Source organism: Escherichia sp. WS1368 (assembly GCF_046487485.1).
Lineage (GTDB): Bacteria > Pseudomonadota > Gammaproteobacteria > Enterobacterales > Enterobacteriaceae > Escherichia > Escherichia coli.
In genome coordinates this window covers 893,226-909,251 of record NZ_JBJQJI010000001.1, presented here as the reverse complement: position 1 = coordinate 909,251, position 16,026 = coordinate 893,226, and the positions used below count along the sequence as shown (strand labels likewise).

Below are 16,026 nucleotides of genomic sequence, written 5' to 3'. Positions count from 1 at the left end.
CTGTTGATTTGAACAGGGATTATGTCAGGATGAGGGCGCTTTCGCCAGTTGAAGTGGTGACGGCGACCTCACATTGTGGCAGTCTTTGCAGCACGAAAATGGAAGGATAATGAGGACAAAATGATGACTATCGTTCGTATCGATGCTGAAGCCCGCTGGTCTGATGTAGTAATCCACAACAACACGCTCTACTACACTGGTGTACCGGAAAACCTCGACGCCGATGCCTTTGAGCAAACCGCCAACACGCTGGCGCAGATTGACGCCGTGCTGGAAAAACAGGGCAGCAATAAATCGAGCATTCTGGATGCCACCATTTTCCTGGCCGATAAAAACGACTTCGCGGCGATGAATAAAGCGTGGGATGCCTGGGTTGTCGCGGGTCATGCGCCGGTGCGCTGCACGGTACAAGCGGGTTTGATGAACCCGAAGTATAAAGTTGAAATTAAGATTGTGGCTGCGGTGTAAGCTTTATCGAAGCAAAATAAGTCAGACGATAATTTATCGATAATACTGGTCGGTTTTACATAAATCGACCAGAGAATAAGATATTACTGTTGATGCTTCTGCTAATTCATTATTTATTTTTATAATTTCAATTTTATCTATAAAACTAACTATATAAATAAACATAACCATGCCGTTGTGTTCGCCCTTTGATTAGCAACTCTGGTTTTCTTTCTTAGCTGAACAATCTGGTTATAGCGTGCGGACTGACCGTTAATTTTCTCCCTCTTACTGGATAACACACCATGAGCTGCTACCTTTAAAACACCTGAATGTCAACAGGTTAACTCGTGCCATATCGTTATAATCCCTTTGATATTAGATGCAAATTAAGGTCATATATAGCCTTATCGATAACATGGTTAATTTTAAGGATAAGAATATGCCTGCTGTAATAGATAAAGCCCTGGATTTCATTGGTGCCATGGATGTATCAGCACCAACACCAAGTTCGATGAATGAAAGCACGGCGAAGGGAATCTTTAAATATTTAAAAGAACTGGGAGTACCCGCGAGCGCAGCCGATATTACGGCGCGAGCTGACCAGGAAGGCTGGAACCCGGGGTTCACGGAAAAAATGGTTGGATGGGCAAAAAAAATGGAGTCTGGTGAACGCATTGTGATTAAAAATCCTGAATACTTTTCAACATATATGCAGGAAGAACTAAAAGCACTGGTCTAAGTTAAATCTACATCAGCATAAATGGATCAGGACGCTTTTAATCACATATGAAAAGCGTCCTTTTTCTCACAACCAAATAACCATTGACTTCTATAACGAAAGCGATACGGATAAGTGTGTTACTCGTCTTCATCCTCAAAACGCGCCACGATTCGCTCGCCGGAATGGTTGGCACGCAGCTCTTCTGCCACCAACGCGATTGCCTGGCCGCTGCTCATCCCTTGTGCCATCAGTTCCTGGATCCGCTCGACGGCTTTTTGCTGCTGTTCATGGGTGAGTGAAGGTAAACCTGCAAACATTGTTAACTCCTGCTAAATTGTTGGCGCTAATTATTTCATGCTACCCGGCACATAGCCAGTAGAGTCAGGACTGATGAAGACGTTATCTCCCGCTGTGATTACTTTACCCTGGCGTCAGGACGCCGCTGAATTTTATTTCTCACGCTTAAGCCACCTGCCGTGGGCGATGCTTTTACACTCCGGCTATGCCGATCATCCGTATAGCCGCTTTGATATTGTGGTCGCCGAGCCGATTTGCACTTTAACCACTTTCGGTAAAGAAACCGTTGTTAGTGAAAGCGAAAAACGCACAACGACCACTGATGACCCGCTACAGGTGCTCCAGCAGGTGCTGGATCGCGCAGACATTCGCCCAGCGCATAACGAAGATTTGCCATTTCAGGGCGGCGCGCTGGGGTTGTTTGGCTACGATCTGGGCCGCCGTTTTGAGTCACTGCCAGAAATTGCGCAGCAAGATATCGTTCTGCCGGATATGGCTGTGGGTATCTACGACTGGGCGCTGGTTGTTGACCACCAGCATCAAACAGTTTCTTTGCTGAGTCATAATGATGTCAATGCTCGTCGGGCCTGGCTGGAAAGCCAGCAATTCTCGCCGCAGGAAGATTTCACGCTCACTTCCGACTGGCAATCCAATATGACCCGCGAGCAGTACGGCGAAAAATTTCGCCAGGTACAGGAATATCTGCACAGCGGTGATTGCTATCAGGTGAATCTCGCCCAGCGTTTTCATGCGACCTATTCTGGCGATGAATGGCAGGCATTCCTTCAGCTTAATCAGGCCAACCGCGCGCCGTTTAGCGCTTTTTTACGCCTTGAACAGGGCGCGATTTTAAGCCTTTCACCAGAGCGGTTTATCCTTTGTGATAATAGTGAAATCCAGACCCGCCCGATTAAAGGCACGCTACCACGCCTGCCCGATCCTCAGGAAGATAGCAAACAAGCAGAGAAACTGGCGAACTCAGTGAAAGATCGTGCCGAAAATCTGATGATTGTCGATTTAATGCGTAATGATATCGGTCGTGTTGCCGTAGCAGGTTCGGTAAAAGTACCAGAGCTGTTCGTGGTCGAACCCTTCCCTGCCGTGCATCATCTGGTCAGCACCATAACGGCGCGGCTACCAGAACAGTTACACGCCAGCGATCTGCTGCGCGCAGCTTTTCCTGGTGGCTCAATAACCGGGGCTCCGAAAGTACGGGCTATGGAAATTATCGACGAACTGGAACCGCAGCGACGCAATGCCTGGTGCGGCAGCATTGGCTATTTGAGCTTTTGCGGCAACATGGATACCAGCATTACTATCCGCACGCTGACTGCCATTAACGGGCAAATATACTGCTCTGCGGGCGGTGGAATTGTCGCCGATAGCCAGGAAGAAGCGGAATATCAGGAAACTTTTGATAAAGTTAATAAGATATTACGCCAACTGGAGAAGTAAGACGTGGAATACCGTAGCCTGACGCTTGATGATTTTTTATCGCGCTTTCAACTTTTGCGCCCGCAAATTAACCGGGAAACCCTAAATCATCGTCAGGCTGCCGTGTTAATCCCCATCGTCCGTCGACCGCAACCGGGGTTGTTGCTGACTCAGCGTTCGATTCATCTGCGTAAACACGCTGGACAAGTGGCATTCCCTGGAGGCGCAGTCGATGACACGGACGCATCAGTTATCGCCGCCGCGCTGCGCGAAGCTGAAGAAGAGGTCGCTATACCGCCTTCTGCCGTTGAAGTTATTGGCGTGCTGCCGCCCGTCGATAGCGTAACTGGCTACCAGGTAACCCCGGTGGTCGGCATTATCCCGCCCGATCTGCCGTATCGCGCCAGTGAAGATGAAGTCTCGGCGGTGTTTGAAATGCCGCTCGCCCAGGCATTACATCTGGGTCGTTATCACCCTTTAGATATCTACCGCCGTGGCGATTCACATCGGGTATGGCTGTCCTGGTATGAACAGTATTTTGTATGGGGAATGACCGCAGGCATAATTCGTGAGCTGGCGCTGCAAATTGGTGTGAAACCCTGACTATACTTATCTTTACATCTACAAAACACTACTTGAGACAATCATCGCAATATTAGTTAAATCGCGGTTTTTGATTAGTTTAATTCATGTGAATAGTTAAGCCAGTCGCCGCGTTCCCTCTTACACTATGCGCTGTTATTAGTTCGTTACTGGAAGTCCAGTCACCTTGTCAGGAGTATTATCGTGATTAGTCTATTCGACATGTTTAAGGTGGGGATTGGTCCCTCATCTTCCCATACCGTAGGGCCTATGAAGGCGGGTAAACAGTTCGTCGATGATCTGGTCGAAAAAGGCTTACTGGATAGCGTTACTCGCGTTGCCGTGGACGTTTATGGTTCACTGTCGCTGACGGGTAAAGGCCACCACACCGATATCGCCATTATTATGGGTCTTGCAGGTAACGAACCTGCCACCGTGGATATCGACAGTATTCCCGGTTTTATTCGCGACGTAGAAGAGCGCGAACGTCTGCTGCTGGCACAGGGACGGCATGAAGTGGATTTCCCGCGCGACAACGGGATGCGTTTTCATAACGGCAACCTGCCGCTGCATGAAAACGGTATGCAAATCCACGCCTATAACGGCGATGAAGTCGTCTACAGCAAAACTTATTATTCCATCGGCGGCGGTTTTATCGTCGATGAAGAACACTTTGGTCAGGATGCCGCCAACGAAGTGAGCGTGCCGTATCCGTTCAAATCTGCCACCGAACTGCTCGCGTACTGCAATGAAACCGGCTATTCGCTGTCTGGTCTCGCTATGCAGAATGAACTGGCGCTGCACAGCAAGAAAGAGATCGACGAGTATTTCGCGCATGTCTGGCAAACCATGCAGGCATGTATCGATCGCGGGATGAACACCGAAGGCGTACTGCCAGGCCCGCTGCGCGTGCCGCGTCGTGCGTCTGCCCTGCGCCGGATGCTGGTTTCCAGCGATAAACTGTCTAACGATCCGATGAATGTCATTGACTGGGTAAACATGTTTGCGCTGGCAGTTAACGAAGAGAACGCCGCCGGTGGTCGCGTGGTAACTGCGCCAACCAACGGTGCTTGTGGCATTGTTCCGGCAGTGCTGGCTTACTATGACCACTTTATTGAGTCCGTCAGCCCGGACATCTATACCCGCTACTTTATGGCAGCGGGTGCGATTGGTGCACTGTATAAAATGAACGCCTCTATTTCCGGTGCGGAAGTCGGTTGCCAGGGCGAAGTGGGTGTTGCCTGTTCAATGGCTGCTGCGGGTCTTGCAGAACTGCTGGGCGGTAGCCCGGAACAGGTTTGCGTGGCGGCGGAAATTGGCATGGAACACAACCTTGGTTTAACCTGCGACCCGGTTGCAGGGCAGGTTCAGGTGCCGTGCATTGAGCGTAATGCCATTGCCTCTGTGAAAGCGATCAACGCCGCACGCATGGCCTTACGCCGCACCAGTGCACCGCGCGTCTCGCTGGATAAGGTCATCGAAACGATGTACGAAACCGGTAAGGACATGAACGCTAAATACCGCGAAACCTCACGCGGTGGTCTGGCAATCAAAGTCCAGTGTGACTAATACTTCTTACTCGCCCATCTGCAACGGATGGGCGAATTTATCCCCGCTTTCTCGTCTGCTGTAATTTTCCCCACTACACTTCCACTGTTGCGTCAGGCGTTTGTCGCCATACGCTTACAGGGTGGCCCGCATGCAAAAAGCACAACGGATCATTAAAACCTATCGCCGTAATCGAATGATTGTTTGTACGATTTGCGCACTCGTTACGCTCGCTTCGACCCTGAGCGTGCGATTTATTTCACAGCGTAACTTAAATCAACAACGGGTAGTACAATTCGCCAATCACGCTGTAGAGGAATTAGATAAAGTACTGCTTCCCCTACAGGCAGGTAGCGAAGTCTTGCTTCCGCTGATTGGTCTGCCCTGCTCTGTCGCCCATTTGCCATTACGTAAACAGGCGGCAAAACTCCAAACTGTGCGATCCATTGGCCTGGTGCAAGACGGCACACTTTATTGCTCCAGCATTTTTGGTTATCGCAATGTGCCCGTCGTGGACATTCTGGCTGAACTTCCTGCACCGCAACCACTTTTACGCCTGACGACCGACCGTGTCCTGATTAAAGGCAGTCCGGTTTTGATTCAATGGACGCCAGCAGCGGGCAGTAGCAAAGCTGGGGTCATGGAGATGATTAACATCGACTTACTGGCGGCAATGCTGCTTGAGCCACAACTGCCGCAAATCAGTAGCGCCAGCCTGACGGTGGACGATCGGCATTTGCTCTATGGTAATGGGCTGGTAGATTCCCTTCCGCAACCTGAAAACAATGAAAACTATCAGGTTTCTTCGCAACGCTTTCCTTTTACCATTAACGTTAATGGTCCGGGGGCTACGGCGCTGGCATGGCACTATCTTCCAACACAATTACCGCTGGCGGTGCTGCTAAGTTTACTTGTGGGCTATATCGCCTGGCTGGCGACCGCTTACCGGATGAGTTTTTCCCGTGAAATCAATCTGGGCCTGGCGCAACATGAGTTCGAATTGTTCTGCCAGCCTTTGCTTAATGCGCGCAGCCAGCAATGTATTGGCGTAGAGATTTTGCTGCGCTGGAACAATCCACGTCAGGGCTGGATTTCACCGGATGTGTTTATTCCTATCGCGGAAGAACATCATTTAATTGTGCCACTGACCCGCTATGTGATGGCAGAAACCATTCGTCAGCGCCATGTTTTCCCGATGAGTAGTCAGTTTCATGTTGGCATTAACGTCGCACCCAGCCATTTTCGCCGTGGTGTGCTGATAAAAGATCTCAATCAGTACTGGTTTAGCGCTCACCCGATTCAGCAACTGATCCTCGAAATCACCGAACGCGATGCCTTACTGGATGTTGATTATCGGATTGCCCGCGAGCTACATCGTAAAAACGTCAAACTGGCGATTGATGACTTCGGCACCGGCAACAGTTCATTTTCCTGGCTTGAAACATTACGTCCTGACGTGCTGAAAATTGATAAGTCATTTACCGCAGCTATAGGTTCTGACGCGGTTAACTCGACGGTGACCGATATCATCATCGCACTGGGGCAAAGACTGAATATTGAACTGGTGGCGGAGGGTGTGGAAACGCAAGAACAGGCGAAATATTTGCGCCGTCATGGCGTGCATATTTTGCAAGGGTATTTGTACGCACAGCCAATGCCGCTACGTGATTTTCCCAAATGGCTGGCGGGCAGCCAACCGCCGCCCGCCCGGCATAATGGACATATCACACCCATTATGCCGTTACGTTAACGCTTACTCATCTTCATCGTGCACCGGTTGCTCTTTAACAATGCGAACCAGATCAACACGATAATCATTGGCTTCAATGATGGTGATATGCAGTGGCCCTACATCAATCACATCGCCCACACGGGGAATGTGACCATTTGCCGAGATCACGAGGCCCGCGACCGTCGCGATATCATCGTCATCGGCAAGGTGCTCAACATCAAGCGCCTGCTGCAAGGCATGCAAATCTGTACCGCCTTTTACCAGCCAGCCGTCACCATCGGTAATGATTTCCGGCGTTTCGTCTGCGTCCGGGAATTCACCCGCAATGGCTTCCAGCACATCCAGCGGCGTGACCAGACCTTGTACCACACCAAACTCGTTGGTCACGATAACAAAGCTCCCGCGAGCACGACGCAGCACGCCCAGCAGGTTGATCGGATCGAGGGTTTCAGGGACGATAATCGCCGGAGACGCCGAAGCAATCGCCGCCACATCAACGCCCTCTTCCAGCGCCACCAGCAGTTCTTTAGCACGTACGATTCCGATGATTTCATCCAGCTCACCGCGACATACCGGGAACAGGCTGTGCGGTGAGGAGAGCAGCTGCTCGCGGATTTCATCGACCCCGAGATTAGCGTCAACCCAGCTAATTTCACCGCGCGGCGTCATGATCCCGCGCAGAGAACGCGACGCCAGCGTCAGTACGCCGTTAATCATGTAACGTTCTTCTTCGGCAAATGCACCTTCCGGGATCGGCATCGGCATCGGGTTATCGGCATCGTGCTGAACATTGGCCTGACGTTTCCCGCCCATCAAACGCAGGATGGCATCGGCAGTACGCGCTCGCAGCGGCAAAGTCGACTGGTGACGAATAAAGTTGCGACGCGCAATTTGGTTAAACACTTCGATGATGATCGAGAAGCCAATCGCGGCATACAGGTAACCTTTCGGAATGTGGAAACCGAAACCTTCTGCCACCAGACTCAGACCAATCATTAACAGGAAGCTCAGACAGAGCACCACCACCGTGGGGTGCTGGTTAACGAATCGCGTCAGCGGTTTCGATGCCAGCAACATAACCGCCATCGCAATCACTACCGCCGCCATCATCACCGGCAGATGGTTAACCATCCCTACTGCCGTAATTACCGCATCCAACGAGAAGACGGCGTCAAGGATGACGATCTGTGTGACGACCACCCAGAAACTGGCGTAGCCTTTACCGTGGCCGGAATCATGATCGCGGTTTTCCAGCCGTTCATGCAGTTCGGTTGTTGCTTTAAACAGCAAGAATATCCCCCCGAACAACATAATCAGGTCGCGTCCGGAGAAGGAAAAATCCATAACGGTAAATAGCGGTTTGGTCAGCGTGACCATCCATGAAATCAGCGACAGCAGCCCCAGACGCATAATCAGCGCCAGTGATAATCCCAGCAAACGCGCTTTATCGCGTTGTTTTGGCGGCAGTTTGTCAGCAAGAATGGCGATGAAGACCAGGTTATCGATACCCAGCACAATTTCGAGAACAACAAGCGTGAGTAGCCCCGCCCAAATTGAGGGGTCCATTAAGAATTCCATAACAAGCTCCTGCTTAAGGAATAGCTATTCGACGCCAGAAATAATGCAGGCGTAACGACAAAATGCAAACGAAAGGTGCGGCATAGAGTGCCAGAAAGGCAGGCGTTAAAAGGCCTGATGCTGAAATGACGTCGGTGACGATCCATACTGCGGGCTACTGCCCTATACTCCATGGTTGTTAAACGGGAGTTAAACATATCAGAGACGCCTCTGATTTGGCAAAGATTTACCTTCCTTTGCAAACGAATGTGACAAGGATATTTTACCTTTCGAAATTTCTGCTAATCGAAAGTTAAATTACGGATCTTCATCACATAAAATAATTTTTTCGATATCTAAAATAAATCGCGAAACGCAGGGGTTTTTGGTTGTAGCCCTTATCTGAATCGATTCGATTGTGGACGACGATTCAAAAATACATCTGGCACGTTGAGGTGTTAACGATAATAAAGGAGGTAGCAAGTGACCATTGCTATTGTTATAGGCACACATGGTTGGGCTGCAGAGCAGTTGCTTAAAACGGCAGAAATGCTGTTAGGCGAGCAGGAAAACGTCGGCTGGATCGATTTCGTTCCAGGTGAAAATGCCGAAACGCTGATTGAAAAGTACAACGCTCAGTTGGCAAAACTCGACACCACTAAAGGCGTGCTGTTTCTCGTTGATACATGGGGAGGCAGCCCGTTCAATGCTGCCAGCCGCATTGTCGTCGACAAAGAGCATTATGAAGTCATTGCAGGCGTTAACATTCCAATGCTCGTGGAAACGTTAATGGCCCGTGATGATGACCCAAGCTTTGATGAACTGGTGGCGCTGGCAGTAGAAACAGGCCGTGAAGGCGTGAAAGCACTGAAAGCCAAACCGGTTGAAAAAGCCGCGCCAGCACCCGCTGCCGCAGCACCAAAAGCAGCTCCAACTCCGGCAAAACCAATGGGACCAAACGACTACATGGTTATTGGCCTTGCGCGTATCGACGACCGTCTGATTCACGGTCAGGTCGCCACCCGCTGGACCAAAGAAACCAATGTCTCCCGTATTATTGTTGTTAGTGATGAAGTGGCTGCGGATACCGTTCGTAAGACACTGCTCACCCAGGTTGCACCTCCGGGCGTAACAGCACACGTAGTTGATGTTGCCAAAATGATTCGCGTCTACAACAACCCGAAATATGCTGGCGAACGCGTAATGCTGTTATTTACCAACCCAACAGATGTTGAGCGTCTCGTTGAAGGCGGCGTGAAAATCACCTCTGTTAACGTCGGTGGTATGGCATTCCGTCAGGGTAAAACCCAGGTGAATAACGCGGTTTCGGTTGATGAAAAAGATATCGAGGCGTTCAAGAAACTGAATGCGCGCGGTATTGAGCTGGAAGTCCGTAAGGTTTCCACCGATCCGAAACTGAAAATGATGGATCTGATCAGCAAAATCGATAAGTAACGTATTGTGTTGATTATCACTCAGTTTTCACACTTAAGTCTTACGTAAACAGGAGAAGTACAATGGAGATTACCACTCTTCAAATTGTGCTGGTATTTATCGTAGCCTGTATCGCAGGTATGGGATCAATCCTCGATGAATTTCAGTTTCACCGTCCGCTAATCGCGTGTACCCTGGTGGGTATCGTTCTTGGCGATATGAAAACCGGTATTATTATCGGTGGTACGCTGGAAATGATCGCGCTGGGCTGGATGAACATCGGTGCTGCAGTTGCGCCTGACGCCGCTCTGGCTTCCATCATTTCTACTATTCTGGTTATCGCAGGTCATCAGAGCATTGGTGCAGGTATCGCACTGGCAATCCCTCTGGCCGCTGCGGGCCAGGTACTGACCATCATCGTTCGTACTATTACCGTTGCTTTCCAGCACGCTGCGGATAAGGCTGCTGATAACGGCAACCTGACAGCGATTTCCTGGATCCACGTTTCTTCTCTGTTCCTGCAAGCAATGCGTGTGGCTATTCCGGCCGTCATCGTTGCGCTGTCTGTTGGTACCAGCGAAGTACAGAACATGCTGAACGCGATTCCGGAAGTGGTGACCAATGGTCTGAATATCGCCGGTGGCATGATCGTGGTGGTTGGTTATGCGATGGTTATCAACATGATGCGTGCTGGCTACCTGATGCCGTTCTTCTACCTCGGCTTCGTAACCGCAGCATTCACCAACTTTAACCTGGTTGCTCTGGGTGTGATTGGTACTGTTATGGCAGTGCTCTACATCCAACTTAGCCCGAAATACAACCGCGTAGCCGGTGCGCCTGCTCAGGCACCTGGTAACAACGATCTCGATAACGAACTGGACTAACAGGTGAGCGAAATGGTTGATACAACTCAAACTACCACCGAGAAAAAACTCACTCAAAGTGATATTCGTGGCGTCTTCCTGCGTTCTAACCTCTTCCAGGGTTCATGGAACTTCGAACGTATGCAGGCACTGGGTTTCTGCTTCTCTATGGTACCGGCAATTCGTCGCCTCTACCCTGAGAACAACGAAGCTCGTAAACAAGCTATTCGCCGTCACCTGGAGTTCTTTAACACCCAGCCGTTCGTGGCTGCGCCGATTCTCGGCGTAACCCTGGCGCTGGAAGAACAGCGTGCTAATGGCGCAGAGATCGATGACGGTGCTATCAACGGTATCAAAGTCGGTTTGATGGGGCCGCTGGCTGGTGTAGGCGACCCGATCTTCTGGGGAACCGTACGTCCGGTATTTGCAGCGCTGGGTGCCGGTATCGCAATGAGCGGCAGCCTGTTAGGTCCGCTGCTGTTCTTCATCTTGTTTAACCTGGTGCGTCTGGCAACCCGTTACTACGGCGTAGCGTATGGTTACTCCAAAGGTATCGATATCGTTAAAGATATGGGTGGTGGCTTCCTGCAAAAACTGACGGAAGGGGCGTCTATCCTCGGCCTGTTTGTCATGGGGGCATTAGTTAACAAGTGGACGCATGTCAACATCCCGCTGGTTGTCTCTCGCATTACTGACCAGACGGGCAAAGAACACGTTACCACTGTCCAGACTATTCTGGACCAGTTAATGCCAGGCCTGGTACCACTGCTGCTGACCTTTGCTTGTATGTGGCTACTGCGCAAAAAAGTTAACCCGCTGTGGATCATCGTTGGCTTCTTCGTCATCGGTATCGCTGGTTACGCTTGCGGCCTGCTGGGACTGTAAGACTGTTGTACACTACCGGGGCCTTTTGGCCCCGTTTTTTTATCTGGAGGATTAATGACAATCACGGACCTGGTACTGATTCTTTTCATCGCCGCACTCCTGGCCTTCGCGATCTACGATCAGTTCATCATGCCCCGCCGTAACGGCCCCACCCTGCTGGCAATTCCTTTGCTCCGGCGTGGTCGCATCGATAGCGTTATCTTCGTCGGATTGATTGTCATTCTTATCTATAACAACGTCACGAATCATGGCGCGCTAATAACAACATGGTTATTAAGTGCACTGGCTCTGATGGGTTTTTATATATTCTGGATCCGCGTTCCGAAGATCATTTTTAAACAAAAAGGTTTTTTCTTCGCCAATGTCTGGATTGAATATAGCCGAATCAAAGCGATGAACTTGTCGGAAGATGGCGTGTTGGTGATGCAATTAGAACAGCGTCGGCTGTTAATCCGCGTTCGAAATATCGACGATCTGGAAAAAATTTATAAGCTTCTCGTTTCAACTCAATAAGTTATCAATTTAGCCAAAGCTATGTTTAGTGTATTTTTAATAATCAGACATAGCTTAGGCTATATTACCCCTTCCCTTATTTGTTATTTATTTTAACGTTTCATTGATATATAAATCTAAATGAAAATCGTTATCAATAAAGCAATGAAATAATATATTCCAACAGTTGTTTTATATTCTCAAAATATGTTAAGGTTGCGCCCTCATTTGGGGAGTAGCCGATTTCCAGATTCCGGAAATGTACGTGTCAACATACTCGTTGCAAAACGTGGCACGTACGGACTGAACACTTTCAGTCAGGCGAGACCATATGCACATCAATCGCTATGCCTGCATGAACGCGAAAACCATCGCGGTTTGTCGTTCATGTATGCATGTTTGCTGGGGGCGATGATGTGTTTTATGGATACCCCGGTCAGGACGTTGTCATGAATATCACTGCTACTGTTCTTCTTGCGTTTGGTATGTCGATGGATGCATTTGCTGCATCAATCGGTAAAGGTGCCACCCTCCATAAACCGAAATTTTCTGAAGCGTTGCGAACCGGCCTTATTTTTGGTGCCGTCGAAACCCTGACGCCGCTGATCGGCTGGGGAATGGGCATGTTAGCCAGCCGGTTTGTCCTTGAATGGAATCACTGGATTGCGTTTGTGCTGCTGATATTCCTCGGCGGGCGAATGATTATTGAGGGTTTTCGTGGCGCAGATGATGAAGATGAAGAGCCGCGCCGTCGGCACGGTTTCTGGCTACTGGTAACCACCGCGATTGCCACCAGCCTGGATGCCATGGCTGTGGGTGTTGGTCTTGCTTTCCTTCAGGTCAACATTATCGCGACCGCATTGGCCATTGGTTGTGCAACCTTGATTATGTCGACATTAGGGATGATGGTTGGTCGCTTTATCGGCTCAATTATTGGGAAAAAAGCGGAAATTCTCGGCGGGCTGGTGCTGATCGGCATCGGCGTCCAGATCCTCTGGACGCACTTCCACGGTTAATAAGAACGCTGCCAGAGGTGAATATTAAAGTCCGTCTGGCAGTCGAACACTTCTTTTGCTGCCAGTGTTTGCCAGACTTCTGGCTTCGCACGCCAGGCAAACGGCGTCATCTGCAATAATGCGACGGCTTCATCACCGCGAAGACGCATCGGATAACACAACTCAGCACTCTGCTGTAATGTAAAACCTTCCAGTTGTTCTGCATGAGGTGCATGAAGATGTACTTCATTGTAAATCAGCCCCTTCAGCTCCATCAAATGTCGCGGTCCCGGCGTGGCAGTAATGACCCAACCGCCAGGCTTCACTACTCGCGCTAATTCTTCTGCTTTACACGGCGCGTAAATACGTATTATGGCGTCCATACTGGTATCGGAAAACGGCAAACGGTGGCTGGAAGCAACACAAAAAGTGACCTGCGGATAGCGTTTCGCCGCCGCTTTTATCGCTACCTTCGAGACATCCAGGCCAAACGTGGTGATTTCGGGCAACGCATCGGCAAATGCGTGTGTGTAATACCCTTCACCACAGCCAATATCCAGCACCGCCGTGGCCTTTTCATCAAGCCGTTCCTGCAGTTGGGCGACAATTGCATCACGCAGTGGCTGATAATGTCCGGCATCTAAGAATGCGCGGCGTGCTTGCATCATTTCCGCGCTGTCGCCCGGATCACGAGACCGTTTATGCTGAACGGGCAGCAGATTGACATACCCTTCTTTCGCCATATCAAACTGATGTCGCTGGGGACATATATAGCTGTTTTTTTCACGCGAAAGAGGCTGATGGCAAAGTGGACAGGAAAACGACATGACAACTCCGGCAGGATACTAAAGGCCGCAAGTGTAACGCGAATCACGCGGCGGGCAAATATCCGAACGACTGGAGCGAAGATAAAGCAAAGTAAAAAGCCTCGCATTCGACGAGGCTTTATAGCGAGATTGAAGCGTATTCACACTTCAGATCAGTGGATTCGATCAGATAGCTGTTACGTTAACAGCTGCCGGACCTTTCTGACCGTCCTGAATTTCGAACTCAACGTTCTGACCTTCAGCCAGAGTTTTGAAACCATTACCCTGGATAGCAGAGAAGTGTACGAACACGTCTTTGCTGCCATCAGCCGGAGTAATGAAGCCAAAACCTTTAGACTCGTTGAACCACTTAACCTGACCTTTAATCTTTGCCATTTGAAAAATTCCTTAGATTGTTTTCTTCGCCCGCAGGCATAACATAGATAAAACTGACACATTACTGCATGAGGCACCAATATAAGGCTCGGCAGAGAAGCGGTATTCAACGTCAACGTGTTTACTCAGGACTTCTTTACTGAAAATGCCACACATAAACAGAACTGTACCTCGTTTAACCCGAAATCTGTTATCACATACAACGTTAATTATGGCAAGCCATTTTTAAACATGTCTCGATCAGACGCACAAATCTCGATACGTCTTCCACTTTTTTTGCACACTTATGCAACGGAATACGCGCCGATATATCATTGTGCTTAACCTTGCCAGTTCAGGCAGATACTTAAACTGACGTATTTTCTAACATAGTTCAATAAGTTCAGTTGTTCCAGGCCAATGGGAGAAGTTATTACATAGTGCGTGCAATATCACATTTTCTGCTATGCAATGAATAAAAAGTTATATCACTTTTTCTCATAAAACAGTCAGTTAACGGCTATCAATCACCCCAAAGAGAAGTCAATCGCCAAAGGTATTGTAAATTTAAAATAAGAAAAATTGATGAATGCGCAAAAAAATCAAGAGAGAAACGTTTCGCTAATAAATAATACCACACTTAATCACAAATCCGATGTAAACATCCTAATAAATTAATGGGCTAAATATCTTTTTCTGATATCCCGTTACGCAAATAAATAATATGATAATTATTTGAAGTCAGACCAGAGTTTTAATTTGAAGCAGTTGCACCATGGCAGTGCGTATAATCAGGATGAATTGAGTAACCCTTCAACGACGGGGTTACTCAAGATTGAGGAAGGATTATCGTTCGGCGACCAGACGAATAATATCTTCGTCTTCAACCGATTTTTGACTCTCAACGGTCTTTTTATCTGCTTTCTCAGGTTCGTTTGCTTCGCACAAACGACGTAACAGAGCATTTTGACGTTTTTGCTGATCCAGCAACGCCTCAAGCAGTTCAATCTGTTCGTTAGTCCGTGAACTGGCACGATTGATAAAAAACCACAAGATAAGCCCGATAAAAAGAACCACCACCGATACAACCAAAGACGCAATGTTCATCACGCCTGAATTAACAACTTCGTTCATTTCACCACCTCTGAGTAGAGGCGCTATTCTACCACTGCTGGAGAGGAAGAAAATCTAGTGCTGAAAAAATGATATCACCACGGGATAAACTGGTTAATGGCACAAATTCCGCTGAAAAATTGTACATCCTGATCGCACATCATGTTGAATACCTGCGCCCAAAGCAGCAAGCAAGCCAACACCACGACAACCAGAACGACCCATCGAAACTTTTTCACTCCAATCTCCGTTTCACCTACCTTATGTCATTAAACTAGCATGCGTTAGTTAAACAGCGCCTAACTATGTCGATATTCGTGCTTTTTCAGAATGAGTCGCTTGCTTCAGCGCATATTGCCGCTACGATTAAGCGAACATAAAAAGAGAAGAGGTTGTAATGCGATTCATCATTCGCACAGTTATGCTGATAGCACTGGTATGGATAGGATTATTACTCAGCGGATATGGCGTTTTGATTGGAAGCAAAGAGAATGCCGCGGGATTAGGTTTGCAATGTACCTATCTGACCGCCAGAGGCACCAGCACGGTACAATACCTGCACACTAAAAGTGGTTTTCTGGGGATAACAGATTGCCCGTTGTTACGTAAAAGCAATATTGTGGTCGATAATGGTTAAGGGTAATAAATAACCAGATTCTCACTCATGAGTAAAATATTCTTATCGCAAGTGCGTTTAATATAACGCCACCTTCAACTTTATTTTTCTCATGCTAAATAAAGA

General features: G+C 48.8%; 20 protein-coding genes. 12 read left to right on the top strand and 8 right to left on the bottom strand.

Features of this window, described 5'->3' with window-relative positions:
• Positions 1–123: 123 nt before the first annotated feature.
• Positions 124–468 (top strand): RidA family protein, encoded by a 345-nt coding sequence (locus tag ACJHYD_RS04425; protein WP_001295493.1) that lies wholly within the window; start codon positions 124–126, stop codon positions 466–468.
• A 421-nt stretch (positions 469–889) separates the two neighbouring features.
• On the top strand, positions 890–1,189 hold the full coding sequence (locus tag ACJHYD_RS04420; protein ID WP_001111989.1) for a DUF1889 family protein: 300 nt from the start codon (positions 890–892) through the stop codon (positions 1,187–1,189).
• 119 nt (positions 1,190–1,308) lie between these two features.
• Here ACJHYD_RS04420 and ACJHYD_RS04415 read toward each other — a convergent pair whose 3' ends face one another.
• Positions 1,309–1,488 carry a YoaH family protein gene (locus tag ACJHYD_RS04415; protein ID WP_000457334.1) on the bottom strand — a complete coding sequence of 60 codons (180 nt, stop codon included), beginning with the start codon at positions 1,486–1,488 and terminating at the stop codon, positions 1,309–1,311.
• Positions 1,489–1,561: 73 nt separating this feature from the next.
• On the opposite strand from ACJHYD_RS04415, the gene pabB reads away from it, so the two are divergent.
• The 4 genes from pabB (at position 1,562) to ACJHYD_RS04395 (ending at position 6,782) form a co-directional block, all read left to right on the top strand.
• A complete protein-coding gene (pabB, locus tag ACJHYD_RS04410) occupies positions 1,562–2,923 on the top strand; it encodes an aminodeoxychorismate synthase component 1 (RefSeq protein WP_001551226.1) in 1,362 nt (453 codons plus the stop codon).
• Positions 2,924–2,926: 3 nt separating this feature from the next.
• Positions 2,927–3,505, top strand: a complete 579-nt coding sequence (locus tag ACJHYD_RS04405; RefSeq protein WP_000456725.1) for a CoA pyrophosphatase — start codon at positions 2,927–2,929, stop codon at positions 3,503–3,505.
• A 183-nt stretch (positions 3,506–3,688) separates the two neighbouring features.
• Positions 3,689–5,053: an L-serine ammonia-lyase gene (gene sdaA / locus ACJHYD_RS04400; protein ID WP_000624298.1), complete on the top strand. Its 1,365-nt coding sequence runs from the start codon at positions 3,689–3,691 to the stop codon at positions 5,051–5,053.
• 130 nt (positions 5,054–5,183) lie between these two features.
• Entirely contained in the window at positions 5,184–6,782 is a 1,599-nt protein-coding gene (locus ACJHYD_RS04395) for an EAL domain-containing protein (RefSeq protein WP_001306764.1), read from the top strand.
• A 3-nt stretch (positions 6,783–6,785) separates the two neighbouring features.
• On the opposite strand, the gene yoaE is transcribed toward ACJHYD_RS04395, so the two are convergent.
• Entirely contained in the window at positions 6,786–8,342 is a 1,557-nt protein-coding gene (yoaE, locus tag ACJHYD_RS04390) for a CNNM family cation transport protein YoaE (RefSeq protein WP_000394985.1), read from the bottom strand.
• Positions 8,330–8,488: a protein YoaL gene (locus tag ACJHYD_RS04385; protein WP_269447291.1), complete on the bottom strand. Its 159-nt coding sequence runs from the start codon at positions 8,486–8,488 to the stop codon at positions 8,330–8,332. The genes yoaE and ACJHYD_RS04385 overlap by 13 nt, the downstream gene beginning before the upstream one ends.
• Before the next feature lie 316 nt (positions 8,489–8,804).
• Here ACJHYD_RS04385 and manX point away from each other — a divergent pair, with 316 nt between their 5' ends.
• The 5 genes from manX (at position 8,805) to mntP (ending at position 13,011) form a co-directional block, all read left to right on the top strand.
• Positions 8,805–9,776, top strand: coding sequence for a PTS mannose transporter subunit IIAB (gene manX / locus ACJHYD_RS04380; protein WP_000150543.1), 972 nt, complete (start codon positions 8,805–8,807; stop codon positions 9,774–9,776).
• 62 nt (positions 9,777–9,838) lie between these two features.
• Positions 9,839–10,639, top strand: a complete 801-nt coding sequence (gene manY, locus ACJHYD_RS04375) for a PTS mannose transporter subunit IIC (RefSeq protein ID WP_000406928.1) — start codon at positions 9,839–9,841, stop codon at positions 10,637–10,639.
• A 12-nt stretch (positions 10,640–10,651) separates the two neighbouring features.
• On the top strand, positions 10,652–11,503 hold the full coding sequence (gene manZ, locus ACJHYD_RS04370; protein WP_000228655.1) for a PTS mannose transporter subunit IID: 852 nt from the start codon (positions 10,652–10,654) through the stop codon (positions 11,501–11,503).
• 54 nt (positions 11,504–11,557) lie between these two features.
• Complete coding sequence (locus ACJHYD_RS04365; RefSeq protein ID WP_000156255.1) at positions 11,558–12,016, top strand: DUF986 family protein; 459 nt, start codon at positions 11,558–11,560, stop codon at positions 12,014–12,016.
• A 428-nt stretch (positions 12,017–12,444) separates the two neighbouring features.
• Positions 12,445–13,011, top strand: a complete 567-nt coding sequence (mntP, locus tag ACJHYD_RS04360; RefSeq protein WP_001296134.1) for a manganese efflux pump MntP — start codon at positions 12,445–12,447, stop codon at positions 13,009–13,011.
• On the opposite strand, the gene rlmA is transcribed toward mntP, so the two are convergent.
• From rlmA to mgrB, 5 genes are all read right to left on the bottom strand, one after another.
• Positions 13,008–13,817, bottom strand: a complete 810-nt coding sequence (gene rlmA, locus ACJHYD_RS04355) for a 23S rRNA (guanine(745)-N(1))-methyltransferase (protein ID WP_000010109.1) — start codon at positions 13,815–13,817, stop codon at positions 13,008–13,010. The two genes, mntP and rlmA, sit on opposite strands and share 4 nt — an antisense overlap.
• Positions 13,818–13,982: 165 nt before the next feature.
• Positions 13,983–14,192 (bottom strand): transcription antiterminator/RNA stability regulator CspE, encoded by a 210-nt coding sequence (cspE, locus tag ACJHYD_RS04350; protein WP_001062678.1) that lies wholly within the window; start codon positions 14,190–14,192, stop codon positions 13,983–13,985.
• 12 nt (positions 14,193–14,204) lie between these two features.
• Positions 14,205–14,348 (bottom strand): DUF2627 domain-containing protein, encoded by a 144-nt coding sequence (locus tag ACJHYD_RS04345; protein ID WP_001295496.1) that lies wholly within the window; start codon positions 14,346–14,348, stop codon positions 14,205–14,207.
• A 669-nt stretch (positions 14,349–15,017) separates the two neighbouring features.
• The gene (locus ACJHYD_RS04340) at positions 15,018–15,305 is read right to left on the bottom strand and encodes a YebO family protein (protein WP_001006855.1); all 288 of its coding nucleotides are present in this window, start codon (positions 15,303–15,305) and stop codon (positions 15,018–15,020) included.
• A 74-nt stretch (positions 15,306–15,379) separates the two neighbouring features.
• Positions 15,380–15,523: a PhoP/PhoQ regulator MgrB gene (gene mgrB / locus ACJHYD_RS04335; protein WP_000714550.1), complete on the bottom strand. Its 144-nt coding sequence runs from the start codon at positions 15,521–15,523 to the stop codon at positions 15,380–15,382.
• A 158-nt stretch (positions 15,524–15,681) separates the two neighbouring features.
• On the opposite strand from mgrB, the gene ACJHYD_RS04330 reads away from it, so the two are divergent.
• Positions 15,682–15,921 (top strand): YobH family protein, encoded by a 240-nt coding sequence (locus ACJHYD_RS04330; RefSeq protein ID WP_001211011.1) that lies wholly within the window; start codon positions 15,682–15,684, stop codon positions 15,919–15,921.
• Positions 15,922–16,026: the final 105 nt, after the last annotated feature.